At 67.2% G+C, this 15,665-nt stretch carries 14 protein-coding genes; 6 read left to right on the top strand and 8 right to left on the bottom strand.

Going from position 1 to position 15,665, the window contains the following annotated elements; translation table 11 throughout:
- Positions 1-130 precede the first annotated feature (130 nt).
- From CH42_RS13820 to CH42_RS13795, 6 genes are all read left to right on the top strand, one after another.
- The gene (locus CH42_RS13820; RefSeq protein WP_053353795.1) at positions 131-1,879 is read left to right on the top strand and encodes an amidohydrolase; all 1,749 of its coding nucleotides are present in this window, start codon (positions 131-133) and stop codon (positions 1,877-1,879) included.
- Entirely contained in the window at positions 1,876-3,519 is a 1,644-nt protein-coding gene (locus CH42_RS13815) for an ABC transporter substrate-binding protein (protein ID WP_053353794.1), read from the top strand. The genes CH42_RS13820 and CH42_RS13815 overlap by 4 nt, the downstream gene beginning before the upstream one ends.
- Positions 3,519-4,568 (top strand): ABC transporter permease, encoded by a 1,050-nt coding sequence (locus CH42_RS13810; RefSeq protein WP_156322572.1) that lies wholly within the window; start codon positions 3,519-3,521, stop codon positions 4,566-4,568. The genes CH42_RS13815 and CH42_RS13810 overlap by 1 nt, the downstream gene beginning before the upstream one ends.
- Positions 4,565-5,485: an ABC transporter permease gene (locus tag CH42_RS13805; RefSeq protein ID WP_239684066.1), complete on the top strand. Its 921-nt coding sequence runs from the start codon at positions 4,565-4,567 to the stop codon at positions 5,483-5,485. The genes CH42_RS13810 and CH42_RS13805 overlap by 4 nt, the downstream gene beginning before the upstream one ends.
- Entirely contained in the window at positions 5,482-7,161 is a 1,680-nt protein-coding gene (nikE, locus tag CH42_RS13800; protein WP_053353793.1) for a nickel ABC transporter ATP-binding protein NikE, read from the top strand. The genes CH42_RS13805 and nikE overlap by 4 nt, the downstream gene beginning before the upstream one ends.
- A gap of 341 nt (positions 7,162-7,502) precedes the next feature.
- Positions 7,503-8,237 carry a Pr6Pr family membrane protein gene (locus tag CH42_RS13795; RefSeq protein WP_053353792.1) on the top strand — a complete coding sequence of 245 codons (735 nt, stop codon included), beginning with the start codon at positions 7,503-7,505 and terminating at the stop codon, positions 8,235-8,237.
- Between the two features lie 86 nt (positions 8,238-8,323).
- Here the strand turns inward: CH42_RS13795 and nrdF are convergent, their stop codons facing one another.
- From nrdF to CH42_RS13755, 8 genes are all read right to left on the bottom strand, one after another.
- Positions 8,324-9,292 carry a class 1b ribonucleoside-diphosphate reductase subunit beta gene (nrdF, locus tag CH42_RS13790; RefSeq protein ID WP_053353791.1) on the bottom strand — a complete coding sequence of 323 codons (969 nt, stop codon included), beginning with the start codon at positions 9,290-9,292 and terminating at the stop codon, positions 8,324-8,326.
- Between the two features lie 53 nt (positions 9,293-9,345).
- On the bottom strand, positions 9,346-11,487 hold the full coding sequence (gene nrdE / locus CH42_RS13785; protein ID WP_053353790.1) for a class 1b ribonucleoside-diphosphate reductase subunit alpha: 2,142 nt from the start codon (positions 11,485-11,487) through the stop codon (positions 9,346-9,348).
- Positions 11,487-11,888: a class Ib ribonucleoside-diphosphate reductase assembly flavoprotein NrdI gene (nrdI, locus tag CH42_RS13780; RefSeq protein WP_053353872.1), complete on the bottom strand. Its 402-nt coding sequence runs from the start codon at positions 11,886-11,888 to the stop codon at positions 11,487-11,489. Before nrdI ends, nrdE begins: the two co-directional genes overlap by 1 nt.
- Before the next feature lie 68 nt (positions 11,889-11,956).
- Positions 11,957-12,190 carry a glutaredoxin-like protein NrdH gene (nrdH, locus tag CH42_RS13775; RefSeq protein WP_053353789.1) on the bottom strand — a complete coding sequence of 78 codons (234 nt, stop codon included), beginning with the start codon at positions 12,188-12,190 and terminating at the stop codon, positions 11,957-11,959.
- Between the two features lie 250 nt (positions 12,191-12,440).
- A complete protein-coding gene (locus CH42_RS13770; RefSeq protein ID WP_053353788.1) occupies positions 12,441-12,836 on the bottom strand; it encodes a hypothetical protein in 396 nt (131 codons plus the stop codon).
- Between the two features lie 48 nt (positions 12,837-12,884).
- Positions 12,885-13,724 (bottom strand): ribokinase, encoded by an 840-nt coding sequence (locus tag CH42_RS13765; protein WP_053353787.1) that lies wholly within the window; start codon positions 13,722-13,724, stop codon positions 12,885-12,887.
- A 29-nt stretch (positions 13,725-13,753) separates the two neighbouring features.
- On the bottom strand, positions 13,754-14,212 hold the full coding sequence (locus CH42_RS13760) for a 23S rRNA (pseudouridine(1915)-N(3))-methyltransferase RlmH (RefSeq protein ID WP_053353786.1): 459 nt from the start codon (positions 14,210-14,212) through the stop codon (positions 13,754-13,756).
- Between the two features lie 13 nt (positions 14,213-14,225).
- On the bottom strand, positions 14,226-15,449 hold the full coding sequence (locus tag CH42_RS13755) for a pyridoxal phosphate-dependent aminotransferase (RefSeq protein ID WP_053353785.1): 1,224 nt from the start codon (positions 15,447-15,449) through the stop codon (positions 14,226-14,228).
- Between the last annotated feature and the right edge of the window lie 216 nt (positions 15,450-15,665).

The following is a 15,665-nucleotide window of genomic DNA, read 5'->3' as shown; positions in this document are numbered from 1 at the left end:
AACGTTCATGTCAACGGCGTTGACTTCGAGGCAGAACTCGCATAGCGTGTGCCCCACGCATCGATGAAGATACGCCGCGAGGAGGCCACTGGTGACCCATTCCCCGACCCCTGACCGTGCTGCAGATGGCATGACTCAGGATCACCCGACGCACGCAGACACCGCACGCGCAGAGGTCGTGTTCGAGCACGGCTGGATCTACACGGGCACCGAGTCGGCGCCGACCGCCGGCGGCATCGCCGTGGCGAACGGCCGCATCATCACGACGGATCCGGCCGAGGTCGCCCGCCTCGCCGAGACGGCCGACGCCCGCGTCGACCTCGCCGGCCGCCTGCTCATACCGGGCTTTCAAGACGCGCACATTCACCCGGTCATGGCCGGCGTCGAGTTGTTGAGCTGCGACCTCTCGGCGACGGATACCGCCGAGCAGACGCTCGACGCGATCGCCGCCTACGCGGCGGCCCACCCGGAGCTGGAGTGGATCTTGGGCGCGGGCTGGTCGATGGACGCGTTTCCGGGCGGCACCCCGACGCGGCAGATGCTCGACGCGATCGTGCCCGACCGCCCGGTGCTGCTCGAGAACCGTGACCACCACGGCGCCTGGGTCAACACCCGCGCGCTCGAGCTCGCGGGCATCGACGCCGACACTCCCGACCCTGCCGACGGCCGCTTCGAGCGCGAACCCGACGGCTTCCCGGCGGGCACCGCCCATGAGGGCGCGATGAGCCTCTTCGGCGCGGTGCGCCCGCGCCCCACGCTCGACCAGGCCTACGAGGGCCTGCTCGCCGCGCAGCAGCACCTCGTCGGCTTCGGCATTACCGCTTGGCAAGATGCAGCGGTCGGCGAGTTCATGGGCAGCCCCGATACCGTGCCCGTGTACCTGCGGGCGGTGCGCGAGGACGCGCTGCGCGTGCGCGTGCGCGGTGCGCAGTGGTGGAACCGCGAGGACGGCGACGCGCAGCTCGACCCCATCCTGGCTCGCCGAGACCAGGTGGCGGCCGAGTGCGACCCTGATCGGCTCTCACTTGCCTCCGTGAAGGTGATGGTCGACGGCGTCGCCGAGAACTTCACCGCGGCGATGCACGAGTGCTACCGCGACCACCACGGCGACGCGACCGAGAACCGCGGCATCTCCTTCTTCGACCCGCGCGACATGGCGCGCTTCGTCGCCGCGCTCGACGACGCGGGCATGCAGGTGCACTTCCACGCGCTCGGCGACCGCGCCGTCACCGACGCCCTCGACGCCGTCGAGCACGCGCGCACCGAGAACGGGCCGAGCGACAACCGCCACCACCTCGCCCACCTGCAGGTGGTCCGCTCGGAAGACGTTGCCCGCTTCGCCCCGCTCAGCGCGACCGCGAACATCCAGGCGCTCTGGGCCTGTCACGAGGAGCAACTCGACACGCTCACGCTGCCGTTCCTCGCCGACGACGCCGAAGCGCACCACTACCCGTTCGGAGAGCTGATCGATTCGGGGGCCGAGCTCGCGGCGGGCAGCGACTGGTCGGTGTCGAGCCCCGACCCGATCCAGGCGATCCACATCGCCGTGAACCGTGTCTCCCCCGGCGGCGAGCGCCCCCCGCTCGGCCCGCCTGAGCAGCGCCTCACCCTCGCGCAGGCCCTCGACGCCTACACGCAGGGCACGGCGCGCATCAACCACCTCGATCACGCGACCGGGCGCCTGCTGCCGGGCTACTACGCGGATCTCGCGATCCTCGACCGCAATCTTTTCGAGCTCGCACCGGAGGATCTGCACACGGCCCGCGTCGACGAGACGTGGATCGGCGGCGAGCGCGTGTTCGCGCGCGCCGACCGCGACAGCACAGCAGACAGCACCGGTACCAGCACCAGCACCAGCACCAAGGAGCCGGCCGCATGACTCGCGCGGCGCGCCCCCGCGTGCGGCGCTGGGCGACTGCGGGCACGGCGTTCCTGCTCGCTGCCGGCCTCGCCGGGTGCGGTCAGAGCGCGATCGGCGCCGACGCGGGCACCTTCGAACTCGTGGCGCACACCCCGGCACCGGCGGGCGACATCGATTCGTTCAGCTGGGCGCTGATGACGGAGCCGTACTCGCTCGACCCGGCGTACGCCTTCGACTACGCCGACAACACCGTGCTCGCGAACGTGTGCGAGTCGCTCTTGCGCTGGAACTCCGACCTGTCGGTCTCCCCCGGCCTCGCGACCGGTTTCGAGCACCCGGACCCATTGACCTGGGTGTACACGATTCGCGAGGGCGTGAAGTTCCACGACGGCACGACGATGACACCGAACGACGTGGTGGTGTCGCTGCAGCGTCATCTCGACCCCGAGGTGGCCTCGTTCTGGTCCGACACGTTCAAGAACGTCGACACGATCGAGCAGACCGGAGACCACGAGGTCACCGTGCGCACGAAGGTCACGGACTCGCAGTTCAACCAGCTCATGTCGGCAGCGCCGGGCGTGATCCAGTCGGCGGCGAGCACGGAAGCTGCGGGCGCCGACTACGGCAACCAGTCGACGGGCGTCAACTGCACCGGTCCGTTCAAGTTCGACGAGTGGCGCTCGGGCGAATCGATCACGCTCGACCGCTTCGACGACTACTGGGACCCCGAGCTGCGTGCGAAGGCGAAGCAGATGACGTTCGTGATCTTGAACGATGCGAACGCACGCGTCAACGCGCTGCAGACGGGCGAGATCGACGGGGCGTGGACGATCCCGAGCAATGCCATCGATGTGCTGCGCGCGAGCGACACCGGCGAGGTGTACTTCGGCACGAACGCGACGGTGCAGAGCCTCGTCGTGTCTGACATGGACGGGCCGCTCGGCGACGTCCGCGTGCGACAAGCGCTGACGATGGCGCTGGATCGCCAGGCGCTCGTGAAGGCCGCCGTGCAAGGCTATGCGACGCCGACCGACGCACTGACCTCGGAGTCGGTGTGGGTGAACGGCGACCCAGAGGCCACGAAGGAGGCCTTTGACGACCTGCCGAATCACGATTACGACCTCGACGCCGCCCGCGCCCTCGTCAAGGAGGCCGGCGCCGAGGGCGCGAAGATCACCTACGTCACCGCATCGATCGACTCGTCATTCGATGTGATCTCGCAGGCGGTCGCGTCGGGCGGCGCCGAGATCGGCCTCGACATCGAGATCGAGACGCGCACGCCGAACGCGTACACCCTGCTCTTCTCCGACCCATCGGCGCTCGAGGGCGTCGACCTCTTCACGACCCGCTGGTACCTGTCGAGCACCGACCCGCTCGAAATGTACGCCGTGATTCGCACCGGGGAGTTCTCGAACTACGGGCAGTGGTCTGACCCAGAGTTCGACGACGTGGTCAACCGCGCCTTGCAGACGGACGACGCGTTCGAGCGGTCGCACCTGGCCGCCGAGGCGCAGCGCCTCACCAGCGAGGAACTGCCCTGGATTCCGCTGTTCGACGTGCCGACGACCCTGTGGCTCGGCGACCGCATCACGGGCGTCGATCCGTCCATCTATTACATGTACTACCCCTGGGCCGCGACGATCGGGAGGGCCGAGTGATGGCCGGTGACACTGCAGCAGCCAGCGAGACGCGCGCCGTCCGCCTGAGAGAAGACGGGGCTGAGACGCCCCGCACGGGCAGCGGCCGCGGCGCCCGCACGGCGAAGTTCATCGCGGGCCGCGTCGTCGGCCTGGTCGCGACACTCTTCGCCGCGTCGCTCGTCGTGTTCTTCTCGCGCTTCGTCGTGCCGGGCGACCCCGCTCGGTTCCTGCTGCGCGGGCGAAGCCCGAGCGAAGAAGCGATCGCCGAGGTTACGAAGCAGTACGGCCTCGACAAGTTGCCCATCGAGCAGTACCTGTCGTGGATCGGAGGCGTGCTGCGCGGCGACTTCGGCCGCTCGCTGCAGTACCGCGACGACGTCTCGAACGTGCTGCTCGCACGCCTCCCCGTGACCCTCGAACTCGTCGCGCTCGCCGCCGTGTTCATCGTGATCATCGGGCTCGCGGCCGGCATCATCGCCAGCCTGCGGCGCGGGCGACTGACGGATCGCGTGATCCTGATGACCTCCACCGCCCTCGGCGCGGTGCCGTCGTTCGTCATCGCGATCCTGCTCATCGCCATCTTCGCCGTGCAGCTCGGCTGGTTCCCCTCCTTCGGCAGCGGAGACGAGGGGTGGGATCGCTTCGTGCACCTGATTCTGCCCGCCCTCGCGCTCGGTCTCGCCTTCGTCGCACTCATCGCCCGCGTCACGCGCTCGTCGATGAACGAGCAGTTCGTGCGCGAGCACGTCGAGGTCGCGACGAGCCGCGGGCTCACCCGCTCGTCGGTCGTGCTGCGGCACGTGCTGCGCAACGCGGTCGGGCCGATCCTGCTCGTGAGCGGCGTGCTCGTCGCCGGCCTGCTCGTCTCGAGCGCGATCGTCGAGCAGACCTTCGGCCTCGCCGGCATGGGCTCACTGCTCGTGCAGTCAGTTGATCGCCTCGACTTTCCGGTCGTTCAGGCGATCGTGCTCGTCGTGGTGATCGCCTTCGTCACCATCAACACCATCGTCGACCTCATCCAACCGCTGATCGATCCGCGCATCGCCGCAGGAACGGAGACCCGATGAGCACCGCATCCCAGGCCGCGCGCCCCGCGCCCGGCGCCCCCGAGCCGTCGGCAGCGCTGCCACCCGAGGCGACGCGGGCGCTCGCCGTGCCGCGTTCGCTCGCCCACCGCCGCTTCACCATCACGACGACGGTGTCGCTCGTGTTCATCGCGATCGTGGTGCTGGCCGCCGCGTTCGCGACCCTGATCGCACCCTACGACCCCGACCACGTCGACCTGCAGAACGTGCTCGCCGGGCCGAGCTGGGCGCACTGGCTCGGCACCGACGCGCTCGGCCGCGACCTGCTCACGCGCCTCATGTACGGCGCGCGCACCTCGCTCGTCGGCCCACTCATCGTCGTGGTCGGTTCGACGGTGCTCGGCCTGCTGCTCGGACTCGTCGCCGCCTGGCGCGGCGGCTGGATCGACGCCGTGCTCTCGCGCGTCTTCGACTTCCTGTTCTCGTTCCCCGCCATGCTGCTCGCGATTCTCGCCGTCGCCCTCTTCGGCAAGGGGCTCTTCGCCCCCGTGCTCGCCATGACGATCGCGTACGTGCCCTACGTCGCGCGGCTCACCCGCGGGCTGATCATCGCCGAGCGCACACGCCCGTATGTGCAGGCCTACCGCGTGCTCGGATTCACGGGGTCGTGGATCGCCCTGCGACGCGTACTGCCCAACGTCGTGCCGACGGTCGGCGCGCAATCGACGCTGAACTTCGGCTACGTGCTCGCCGACCTCGCGGCGCTGTCGTTCATCGGCCTCGGCGTGCAGGCGCCCACCGCCGACTGGGGCTCCATGATCAACGAGAGCCGCGGGGCGCTCATGAGCGGGGCGCTGCTGCCCACGTTCGTGCCGGCGGCCGTCGTGGTGCTCGTCGTGGTCGCGATCAACATCATCGGCGAAGAACTCTCGGACCGCATCGGAGGCAACTTCTCATGACCGCACTGTCTGCTGCTGGATCTGCTGGATCTGCTGCCCAGTCCACGCTGCTCTCCGTCGATGCGCTGTCGCTGCGGGTTCCCGGCCGCGGCGCCCTGCTCAACGAGGTGTCGCTCTCGGTCGCGGCGGGCGAGTCGGTCGCGCTCGTGGGAGAGTCGGGATCGGGCAAGTCGCTCACCACGCGCGCCGCGCTCGGCCTGTTTCCCGAGCACGCATCACTCGATGGGTCAGTGCGCGTCGGCGACCTCGACACCGTCACCGCGACTGAGGCCGAGCTGCGCACCATCCGCCGCACGCGCGCGTCGATGATCTTCCAGGATCCGCGTGCCGGCATCAACCCGGTGCGCACCCTCGGCGACTTCCTCACGGAGACGCTGGTGCGGTGGCACGGGCTCAACCGAGCCGACGCCGCTGCCCGAGCGGTCGCGCAACTCGAGCAGGTCGGGCTGCCGCGCGCCTCGGCGCTGCTCGAGCAGTACCCGCATCAGCTCTCGGGCGGCATGCTGCAGCGCGTCATGATCGCCGCCGCGCTGCTCGACTCCCCCGAGCTGCTGCTCTGCGACGAGCCCACCACCGCACTTGACGTCACCACGCAGGCCGGCATCGTCGAACTGCTGCGCCAGCAGCAGGCAGAGCGCGGCATGGGCATGCTGTTCATCACCCACGACCTCGGGCTCGCCGCCTCGCTCTGCGAGCGCGTCGTCGTGCTGCGCGGCGGGCGCGTCATCGAGGAGGGCGCGACCGAGGCCGTCTTCCGGTCGCCCGAGCAGCCGTACACGCGCGACCTGCTCGCAGCGACGCCGCGGATCGAGATTCGGGCTGATGCGGGTGCGGGTTCGGGCGCGGTTTCGGGTGCGGTTTCGCCCAAGCCTGCCGGGGGTGCCGCTCAACCGCTCATCGCCGCGACCGGCATCACGAAGCGCTACCGGGTCACCGGACGCGACGACGTCGTGGCGCTCTCGGGCGTCGACTTCGACCTGACGCGCGGCGGATCGCTCGGCATCGTCGGCGAATCGGGTTCGGGTAAGTCGACGCTTGCGCGCATCATCGTCGGTCTCGAGCAGGCGAGCTCCGGATCGCTGTCGTTCGACGGGGTCGAGCGCCCCGATCGGGCGCTCACCGCGGCCGAGCGCCGCACGCTGGCGAGCACCACGCAGATGGTGTTCCAAGATCCGTACCTCTCGCTCGACCCGCGCATTCCGATCGGGCGCGCCGTCGCCGACGTCGTGCGGCTGCACCGCGGGGGTGCGCGCCGCGACGCCGAGACCGAGGCGGCAACGCTGCTCGGTCGGGTCGGGCTGCGCCCCGACCAGCTCGCCGCACGCCCGAAGGCGCTCTCGGGCGGGCAGCGGCAGCGCGTCGCCCTCGCGAAGGCGCTCGCCGCGCGGCCGCAGGTGCTCGTGCTCGACGAGGCGACCAGCGCACTCGATGTGTCTGTTCAAGCGCAGGTGCTCGAACTCATCGAGGAGGTGCGCGACCAGTTCGGCCTCACCATCGTGTTCGTCACCCACGACCTCGCGGTGGTGTCGCGCATCTGCACGACGACACTCGTGATGCAGCGCGGCGAGGTGGTCGAGTCCGGGCCGACCGCGCAGATTCTCGCGGCCCCCGCCGAGGAATACACGCAGCGCCTCATCGCGTCGCGCCCCGAACCCCTCTGGCTGCGGGCGGCGTGAGGGTGCGCGCGGGCGGGTGATCCGGAGCCGGCCCGCGCTGCGCCCCGCCGCCACCCGCCCGCGCCCGCCGCGCCCCGCTCCAACCCGCCCCCGCCGCGCCCCAGCGCGCCCGCCCCAACTCGCGCGCCCTCCTGCCCCCGAGCGCACCCCTTTTGCGCGAGTGCACCATTCTCACACTGGTGCACTCGCGCAAAACCGCTGCACTCGCGGGCATGGGGGTGGCATGGGGGTGGCATGGGTGCGGAGCTGTTGAGGCCCGCGCCCACACCCGCAGACCCCCGGGAATTTCGCGCGCGGCACACTCGCACAGCGCGCTCACCGTGCGATTGAATAGAGCCACCATGGAATCTCAGACCATCGCGCCCGCGGGCAGCCCCGCACCCGCTGCCACGGAGACGAATTCGGCCGCGCTCCCCTGGCGGCCCGTCGCCCTCGTCTATCGGGTTGCGGCGTTCGCGCTGATCGCGACCGGCATCATCCGCATCACCGGTGTGCTCACGCCGACACCGGCCTGGAACGCACTGCTCTTCTACACGGTGCTCAGCAACCTGCTGTGCCTGGTGTGGGTGGCGATCCTCATCGTGCGCACGGTGCGCGACCTGCGTGCGGCTGGCCCCCGCGGCACGTCGACGCCGTCCGCCCGCTGGAGTGCCGCGGTCATGATGGCGATCACGGTCACGATGCTGGTCTACCTGTTCGTGCTCGTGCCGATGACATTCAAGCAGGGGGGTGACTACACGCCGTTCTCGTTCACCGACAACTTGATCCACGTTTTCACGCCGATCTTCCTGATCGTCGACTGGTTGCTGTTCGTGCCGAAGGGGCGCCTGCGCGCGTTTGACCCGCTGCTCTGGACGCTGATTCCCTACGCGTACCTCGCGTTCTCACTCGTGTACGGCGGGTTCGGCGGCGAGTTCGTTCCCGGCCAGACCTACCCGTACCCGTTCCTCGATGTCGCAACGCAGGGTGTCGGCGGCGTCGCGCTCTGGGTGCTCGCCCTGTCGGTGGTGCTCATTGCACTCGGCTACGTGTACTTCACGATCGATCGGCTGCTCGCGCGGGTGTTCCGGCGGTAGTTCGGCTGCGGTGCGTCGCAGAACGCCCCGAGATCCTTGGTGGATCGCGGGGCGTTCTGCGTGTGCCAGACGGCGGGCAGTGTGGGTTAGAAGTCCCAGTCCTCGTCTTCGGTGGCGACAGCCTTGCCGATGACGTAGCTCGAACCCGACCCCGAGAAGAAGTCGTGGTTCTCGTCAGCGTTCGGCGAGAGCGACGACAGGATGGCCGGGTTGACGTCGGTCATCTCCTTCGGGAACATCGGCTCGTAGCCGAGGTTCATCAGCGCCTTGTTGGCGTTGTAGTGGAGGAACTTCTTGACGTCCTCAGTGAGACCCACCGGGTCGTAGAGATCGGCGGTGTACTTGACCTCGTTCTCATAGAGCTCATACATCAGGGTGAACGTGTAGTCCTTGAGCTCCTGACGGCGCTCTTCGGTCTCGTTCTCGAGCCCCTTCTGGAACTTGTAGCCGATGTAGTACCCGTGCACGGCCTCGTCGCGGATGATGAGGCGAATCAGGTCTGCCGTGTTCGTGAGCTTCGCGTGCGAAGACCAGTACATGGGCAGGTAGAACCCCGAGTAGAACAGGAACGATTCGAGCAGCGTCGACGCGATCTTGCGCTTCAGCGGGTCATCGCCCTCGTAGTAGTCGGTGATGATCTGCGCCTTCTTCTGCAGATTCGGGTTCTCGACCGACCAGCGGAAGGCGTCGTCGATTTCCTGCGTCGAGCACAGCGTCGAGAAGATCGACGAGTAGCTCTTGGCGTGCACCGACTCCATGAATGCGATGTTCGTGTAGACGGCCTCCTCGTGCGGGGTGATCGCATCGGGGATCAGCGAAACGGCACCGACCGTGCCCTGGATGGTGTCGAGCAGCGTCAGGCCGGTGAACACGCGCATGGTGAGCAGCTGCTCCTGCGGCGTCAGCGTGGCCCACGACTGCACGTCGTTCGACAGCGGCACCTTCTCAGGCAGCCAGAAGTTGTTGACGAGACGGTTCCAGACCTCGAGGTCTTTGTCGTCCTGGATGCGGTTCCAGTTGATCGCCTGAACAGCGTGTCCCAGCTTGTAGTTCATCGGGTTCTTTCTACTCCGGTGGAATCGTTACTCACGTGACTGCGTCAAGTGAATCACAGCATGCAGCTGACGCACTCCGACATGTCGGTGCCTTCGAGCGCGAGCTGTCGCAGACGGATGTAGTAGATCGTCTTGATGCCCTTGCGCCATGCGTAGATCTGCGCCTTGTTGATATCGCGGGTCGTCGCGGTGTCCTTGAAGAACAACGTCAGCGACAGACCCTGATCGACGTGCTGCGTCGCCGCAGCGTAGGTGTCGATGATCTTCTCGGGGCCGATCTCGTACGCATCCTGGTAGAACTCGAGGTTGTCGTTCGACATGAACGGCGCCGGGTAGTAGACGCGACCGAGCTTGCCTTCCTTGCGGATCTCGATCTTCGACGCGATCGGGTGAATCGAGCTCGTCGAGTTGTTGATGTACGAGATCGAGCCGGTCGGCGGCACCGCCTGGAGGTTCTGGTTGTAGATGCCGTGCTCCATGACGCTGGACTTCAGCTCGCGCCAGTCGTCTTGCGTCGGGATGTCGATGCCGGCCTTCGCGAAGAGCTCGGCGACCCGCTCGGTAGCGGGCACCCAGGCCTCGTCCGTGTACTTGTCGAAGAACTCGCCGGATGCGTACTGCGAGTCCTCGAAGCCGCCGAACACCTGCTTGCGCTCGATCGCGATGCGGTTCGACGCCTGGAGCGCGTGGAAGAGCACCGTGTAGAAGTAGATGTTCGTGAAATCGATGCCCTCTTCGGAGCCGTAGTGCACGTGCTCGCGAGCGAGGTAGCCGTGCAGGTTCATCTGGCCGAGGCCGATGGCGTGCGACTGATCGTTGCCGTCTTCGATGGAGCGCACGGACGAGATGTGGCTCTGGTCACTGACCGAGGTGAGTGCGCGGATGGCGAGCTCGACGGTGCTGGCAAGATTGCCGCCGTCCATAGCCGCGGCAATGTTCATCGAGCCCAGGTTGCAGGAGATGTCCTTGCCGATGGCGCCGTAGCTCAGATCTTCGTTGTACGTGGTCGGGGTGTTGACCTGAAGGATCTCGGAGCAGAGGTTCGACATGTTGATGCGGCCCTTGATCGGGTTCGCCCGGTTCACCGTGTCTTCGAACACGATGTAGGGGTAGCCCGACTCGAACTGCAGCTCGGCGATCGTCTGGAAGAAGTGACGCGCGTTGATCTTCGTCTTCTTGATGCGCGCGTCATCGACCATCTCGTAGTACTTCTCGCTCAGCGAGATGTCGCCGAAGGGAACGCCGTAGATGCGCTCGACGTCGTACGGCGAGAACAGGTACATGTCCTCGCCCTTCTTGGCGAGTTCGAACGTGATGTCGGGAATGACGACGCCGAGGGAGAGCGTCTTGATGCGGATCTTCTCGTCGGCGTTCTCGCGCTTGGTATCGAGGAACCGCATGATGTCGGGGTGGTGCGCCGAGAGGTACACCGCACCGGCGCCCTGACGCGCGCCGAGCTGGTTCGCGTAGCTGAAGCTGTCTTCGAGCAGCTTCATGACGGGGATGATGCCCGACGACTGGTTCTCGATCTTCTTGATCGGGGCGCCGGTCTCGCGAATGTTGGAGAGCAGCAGGGCGACACCGCCACCGCGCTTCGAGAGCTGCAGCGACGAGTTGATGCCGCGCGAGATCGACTCCATGTTGTCTTCGATGCGCAGCAGGAAGCAGGAGACGAGCTCGCCGCGCTGCGCCTTGCCGAGGTTCAGGAACGTCGGGGTCGCGGGCTGGAAACGGCCAGAGAGAATTTCGCGTACGAGGCCGCGTGCGAGTTCGCGGTCGCCCTCGGCCAGGCCGAGTGCCGACATGACGACACGGTCTTCGAAGCGCTCGAGGTAGCGCTTGCCGTCGAACGTCTTCAGCGCGTACGAGGTGAAGAACTTGAAGGCGCCGAGGAAGGTCGGGAAGCGGAACTTCATCGCGAACGCTTCGTTCGTGAGCTCTTCGATGAACGGAACGCCGTACTGCTCGACCAGCTCCGCCTCGTAGTATTCGTTGTCGATCAGGTAGCGCATGCGCTCTTCGTAGTTGTGGAAGAACACCATGTTCTGGTTGACGTGCTGCAGGAAGTACTGCCGCGCCGCCTCGCGGTCGCGATCAAACTGGATGTTGCCGTCGGCGTCGTACAGATTGAGCATCGCGTTCAGCGCGTGATAATCCATCTCGCTGATCTTCGACGAGTCGAGTCCCGGCTCCATCACTGCTGTTTCCAAAACTGTTCCAATCCATCGTGGACGGCGGTCACGTCGTCCGGGGTTCCAAAGAGTTCAAATCGGTAGAGGAAGGGCACTTGACACTTCCGGGCGACAATGTCGCCCGCGATCCCGTAGGCCTCACCGAAGTTGGTGTTGCCCGCGGCGATCACTCCGCGCAGATGCGATCGGTTCTCCTCGACGTTGAGGAACTTGATGACCTGCTTGGGCACGGCGCGCGTGTCAGGCCCCCCGCCGTAGGTGGGGAGGATGAGCACGTAGGGTTCGTGCACGATGAGCGGTTCGTCTTTCGCATGCAGCGGGATGCGAACCGCAGGGGTTCCGAGCTTCTCGACGAAACGGTGCGTGTTGCCCGAAACGCTGGAGAAGTAGACGAGGTTCGCCATGGGCACAGACTTGCCGGATACAGCACGGGGCGAGAACCGCTCGTGTTCCCGCCCCATACGCATCCGTCTTACGCGAGTCGGCCGGCGAGTTCCGAGATCTTGTCGGGGCGGAAGCCCGACCAGTGCTCGTCGTCAGCCACCACCACGGGTGCCTGCAGGTAGCCCAGACCCTTGACTGCTTCGAGCGCCGTCTCGTCAGCGGTGACGTCGAGCACGTTGTACTCGATGCCCTGCTTGTCGAGCTCTCGATAGGTCATGTTGCACTGCACGCACGACGGCTTGGTGTAAACGGTGACTGCCATTTCACGCCCTTCTCTCACAAACTCGCTCGCCTCAACTGAGGCACTACATCTAGTGAACCACACCGGGAGCAACCACAACATGATGTAGTTACACCAATGTAGTTTTCCACTTGATATCCACCTGCGCAAGGGTCGAATTGGGGAGAACTTTCGGCACCGTTCCGCCCTTGCGCAGAGGTTATCCACAAGCCCGTGGGGGTCGAAAAACTTTGCCCTCCACACCCGACTCGGCGTGTCGGCGAGCGGGGGCTCACATGAGTGCGATCGGCCACAACAGTTCCCTCCCATCGGGCTGAAACCAGCGCAGCACAAGCATCGCATCGGGCGCCGCGACTGCTGCCTCAGAGCGCACTCCCCGCAGCACGACGCGCAACCGCTCCCCGGGCAATACGGTGCGCGGCAACGACAACCCGAGCATGCCGTCGCCCGCCAGCGTGAAGCGCACCGAATGCAGCGGACCGCCGCCCGCATTCTCAATCTCAATCACCCCGCTGGCCGAGCGCTGCGAGATGCGCCACGGCACCACGACAGCCTGCCCCGGTGCCACTGCCGCGTGGGCCTCAGCCGAAGCGGCCTCGGCGACGACGGGCCGGGCGCGCGTACGCGCCGGAGGCTGCAACCGGGTCGAGAGGCGGAACGGGTTCATGGTTCCAGTGTGCGGGGAACCACCGACATTGATGGGTGGGGTGTCGCGTCAGCCCAAATAGGCGTTCAACGGCGACAGTTCGGGCTGCGAACGCACGTCGGCGACGGCCGCCGCGCCCACCGCACAGGCTGCGGCGAGCGCTGCGTCAGGCGCCACACCGCTCACCAGCGCGACCACGAGCCCCGCGCAGAAGGCGTCGCCCGCCCCCACCGTGCTGCGCACTTCAGCAGCGTGCGACGTCGATCGAGCGATCTCGACGCCGCCGCGCAGCAGCCTGGCGCCGTCTGCGCCGAGACTCACCGCGACGAGCGCATCGGCGGTGTGCAGGGCGGGGATCGCTGCGAACTCCGATTCGTTCACGATCACGAGATCCGCCCGCTCGATGACCTCGTCAGGCAGATCGGCGGCAGGCGCCGCATTCACCGCGAAGAATCCGGTGCAGGATCGCGCGGCAGCGACCACCGCAGCCATCGGCACCTCGAGCTGCACGAGCACCGCTTCACCGTCGCTGAAGACCACGTCAGCCGCACCGACTTCACCATTCGCCCCCGGGCACACACTGATCTGATTCTCACCGGCGGCATCGACCCCGATCAGCGCCACCCCCGTCGGTTGCGCGCCCCGGCGCACCGCGTCGAGCGAAACGCCCGCAGCTTCGAGCGCCACACGCGCAAGCGCGCCCTCACCGTCATCGCCGACGACGCCCACCATGCGCACCTGCGCACCGAGACGGGACGCGGCGACGGCCTGATTCGCACCCTTGCCGCCCGGCAATCGACTGAACGTACCACCGCCGATCGTCTCACCGGGTCGGGGCAACGACTCCGTCTGCGCGATGAGGTCGATGTTGATGCTGCCGAGGACGGCGAGCTGCGGGCGACGCGGCATTGCGACTCCTTCCGGCGATCCTGATCGCCTTACACGTGATGATACGAACGCCCCGCCGAGATCTCCTGCGAGCGATACAACTGCTCGACGAGCATCAGACGCACGAGCTGGTGGGGAAAGACGAGCTGCGACAGGCTCCACACGAAGTCAGCGCGAGCACGCACGCGATCGTCGACGCCGTATGCGCCGCCGATGATCACGGTCACCGCCCGTCCGCCGTCGAACGCGCGCCGCAGGGTGGTCGCAAGCTTCGGAGAGTCGATGTTCTTGCCGCGCTCGTCGAGCAGCACGACGAAGGCGTCGCGATCCAGCTTCACGAGCAACCGGTCAGACTCCTCGGTGCGCGCCGCATCGCCCTCGCGCGAGGAGTGCGGCAGCAGCTGCCAGGCGGTGTCGAACGGCTTGCGCAAGCGCTTCTCGTAGCGATCGATGCCGTCGGAGACCCAACTCTCGTGTCGTTTACCGACGGCGAGGACGCGGACGCTCATCAGCCGCCTCCGCTCACCGACGCACCGTGGCGAGATACCCGCCGATGCGCCCGATCGCCTCGGTGAGCACCGGCACGGACGGGAGGGTGACGAAGCGCAGGTGATCCGGCGTCGGCAGATTGAAGCCGCGACCGTTCGTCACCAGCACGTGCGTCGCCTGCAGCACATCGATCACGAACGCTTGATCGTCGACGATCGGGTACACCTCGGGGTCGAGCTTCGGGAAGAGGTACATCGCTCCGCCCGGCAGCTCGCACGTCACGCCCGGGATCTCGGTGAGCAGTCGGTGCGCCGTGTCGCGCTGCTCGCGGAGCCGCCCGCCGGGCGCGCACAGTTCAGCGATGCCCGACCAGTTCGATGCCGGGTCGAGCGCGACCGGGATCGCGTGCTGCGCCGGCACATTCGCGCACATGCGCATGTTCGCGAGGAGCTGCAACCCCTCGAGGAAGTCGCGCGATCGGGTGCGGTCGCCCGAGATCGCGAGCCACCCTGAGCGGTATCCGGCGACGCGCTGCGCCTTCGACAGGCCGCTGAAGGTGAGGCACAGCGTGTCGTGCGTGTGCAGCGCGGCGTGCTCGTGGATCGCACCGTCGTACAAGATGCGCTCGTAGATCTCATCGGCCATCAGCACAATGCCGTGCCGCTCGGCCAGCGCCGCGAACCCGCGCACCAGCTCGGCCGAGTAGACCGCGCCCGTCGGGTTGTTGGGGTTGATGAGCACGATGCCCTTGGTCGCCGGGGTGACCAAACGTTCGATCGCTTCGAGATCGGGCATCCACCCGTTCGACTCGTCGCACGGGTAGTGCACGGCCTGGCCGCCCGAAAGCGTGACCTGCGCGGTCCAGAGCGGGTAATCGGGCGACGGCACGAGGATCTCATCGCCGTCATCGACCAGCGCCTGCAGCACGAGTGAGATCATCTCGCTGACGCCGTTGCCGATGTAGACGTCGTCGGGGGTTACACCCGCCACACCCTCTTCGGTGTAGTAGCGGGCGACCGCCTCGCGCGCCGGCAGGATGCCGCGCGAATCGCTATAGCCCTGAGCTTCGGTGAGCACCTGCTGCAGGCGGTCAACGATCTCGGGCGGTGCCTCGAAGCCGAACGGCGCCGGGTTGCCGATGTTGAGCTTCAGGATCTGATGCCCCTCGCGCTCGAGGCGCTCGGCCTCCTGCAAGATCGGGCCGCGCACGTCATAGCGCACCCCGGCGAGCTTCCGGGATTGGGTGATGTTCCGCACGAGTTCGATCCTACGACGCTGCGGGGGCCGGTGCGCCGCGGCGCGGTTGGGGCGTCGGATCACCTCCGCTCTGCGGCGCTGCCGCTCCCCGTGCGATCGGGGTCACTTTCGGAGGGTGAGAGTGCGGCAACACCCTCCGAAAGTGACCCCGCTGCCATTGGGCGCAGCGGCAGCAGCAGCCCAGCGGCTCAGCGGCGTTGCAGCCGCGGGGCGGCG

Origin of the sequence: Leucobacter musarum subsp. musarum (assembly GCF_001273845.1) — a bacterium.
GTDB classification, from domain to species: domain Bacteria; phylum Actinomycetota; class Actinomycetes; order Actinomycetales; family Microbacteriaceae; genus Leucobacter; species Leucobacter musarum.
The sequence above is the reverse complement of the archived record's forward strand: the minus strand, read 5'-3'. Positions and strand labels throughout refer to the sequence as shown.

What these genes read in the sequence shown, in the direction of transcription:
- CH42_RS13815 (WP_053353794.1), top strand. Translation starts at nt 1,876, where the DNA reads ATGACTCGCGCGGCGCGCCCCCGCGTGCGGCGCTGGGCGACTGCGGGC.
- CH42_RS13805 (WP_239684066.1), top strand. Translation starts at nt 4,565, where the DNA reads ATGAGCACCGCATCCCAGGCCGCGCGCCCCGCGCCCGGCGCCCCCGAG.
- CH42_RS13810 (WP_156322572.1), top strand. Translation starts at nt 3,519, where the DNA reads ATGGCCGGTGACACTGCAGCAGCCAGCGAGACGCGCGCCGTCCGCCTG.
- CH42_RS13760 (WP_053353786.1), bottom strand. Translation starts at nt 14,212, where the DNA reads ATGAGCGTCCGCGTCCTCGCCGTCGGTAAACGACACGAGAGTTGGGTC.
- CH42_RS13795 (WP_053353792.1), top strand. Translation starts at nt 7,503, where the DNA reads ATGGAATCTCAGACCATCGCGCCCGCGGGCAGCCCCGCACCCGCTGCC.
- nrdH (WP_053353789.1), bottom strand. Translation starts at nt 12,190, where the DNA reads ATGGCAGTCACCGTTTACACCAAGCCGTCGTGCGTGCAGTGCAACATG.
- nrdI (WP_053353872.1), bottom strand. Translation starts at nt 11,888, where the DNA reads ATGGCGAACCTCGTCTACTTCTCCAGCGTTTCGGGCAACACGCACCGT.
- nrdF (WP_053353791.1), bottom strand. Translation starts at nt 9,292, where the DNA reads ATGAACTACAAGCTGGGACACGCTGTTCAGGCGATCAACTGGAACCGC.
- CH42_RS13765 (WP_053353787.1), bottom strand. Translation starts at nt 13,724, where the DNA reads ATGCCGCGTCGCCCGCAGCTCGCCGTCCTCGGCAGCATCAACATCGAC.
- nrdE (WP_053353790.1), bottom strand. Translation starts at nt 11,487, where the DNA reads ATGGAGCCGGGACTCGACTCGTCGAAGATCAGCGAGATGGATTATCAC.
- nikE (WP_053353793.1), top strand. Translation starts at nt 5,482, where the DNA reads ATGACCGCACTGTCTGCTGCTGGATCTGCTGGATCTGCTGCCCAGTCC.
- CH42_RS13770 (WP_053353788.1), bottom strand. Translation starts at nt 12,836, where the DNA reads ATGAACCCGTTCCGCCTCTCGACCCGGTTGCAGCCTCCGGCGCGTACG.
- CH42_RS13820 (WP_053353795.1), top strand. Translation starts at nt 131, where the DNA reads ATGACTCAGGATCACCCGACGCACGCAGACACCGCACGCGCAGAGGTC.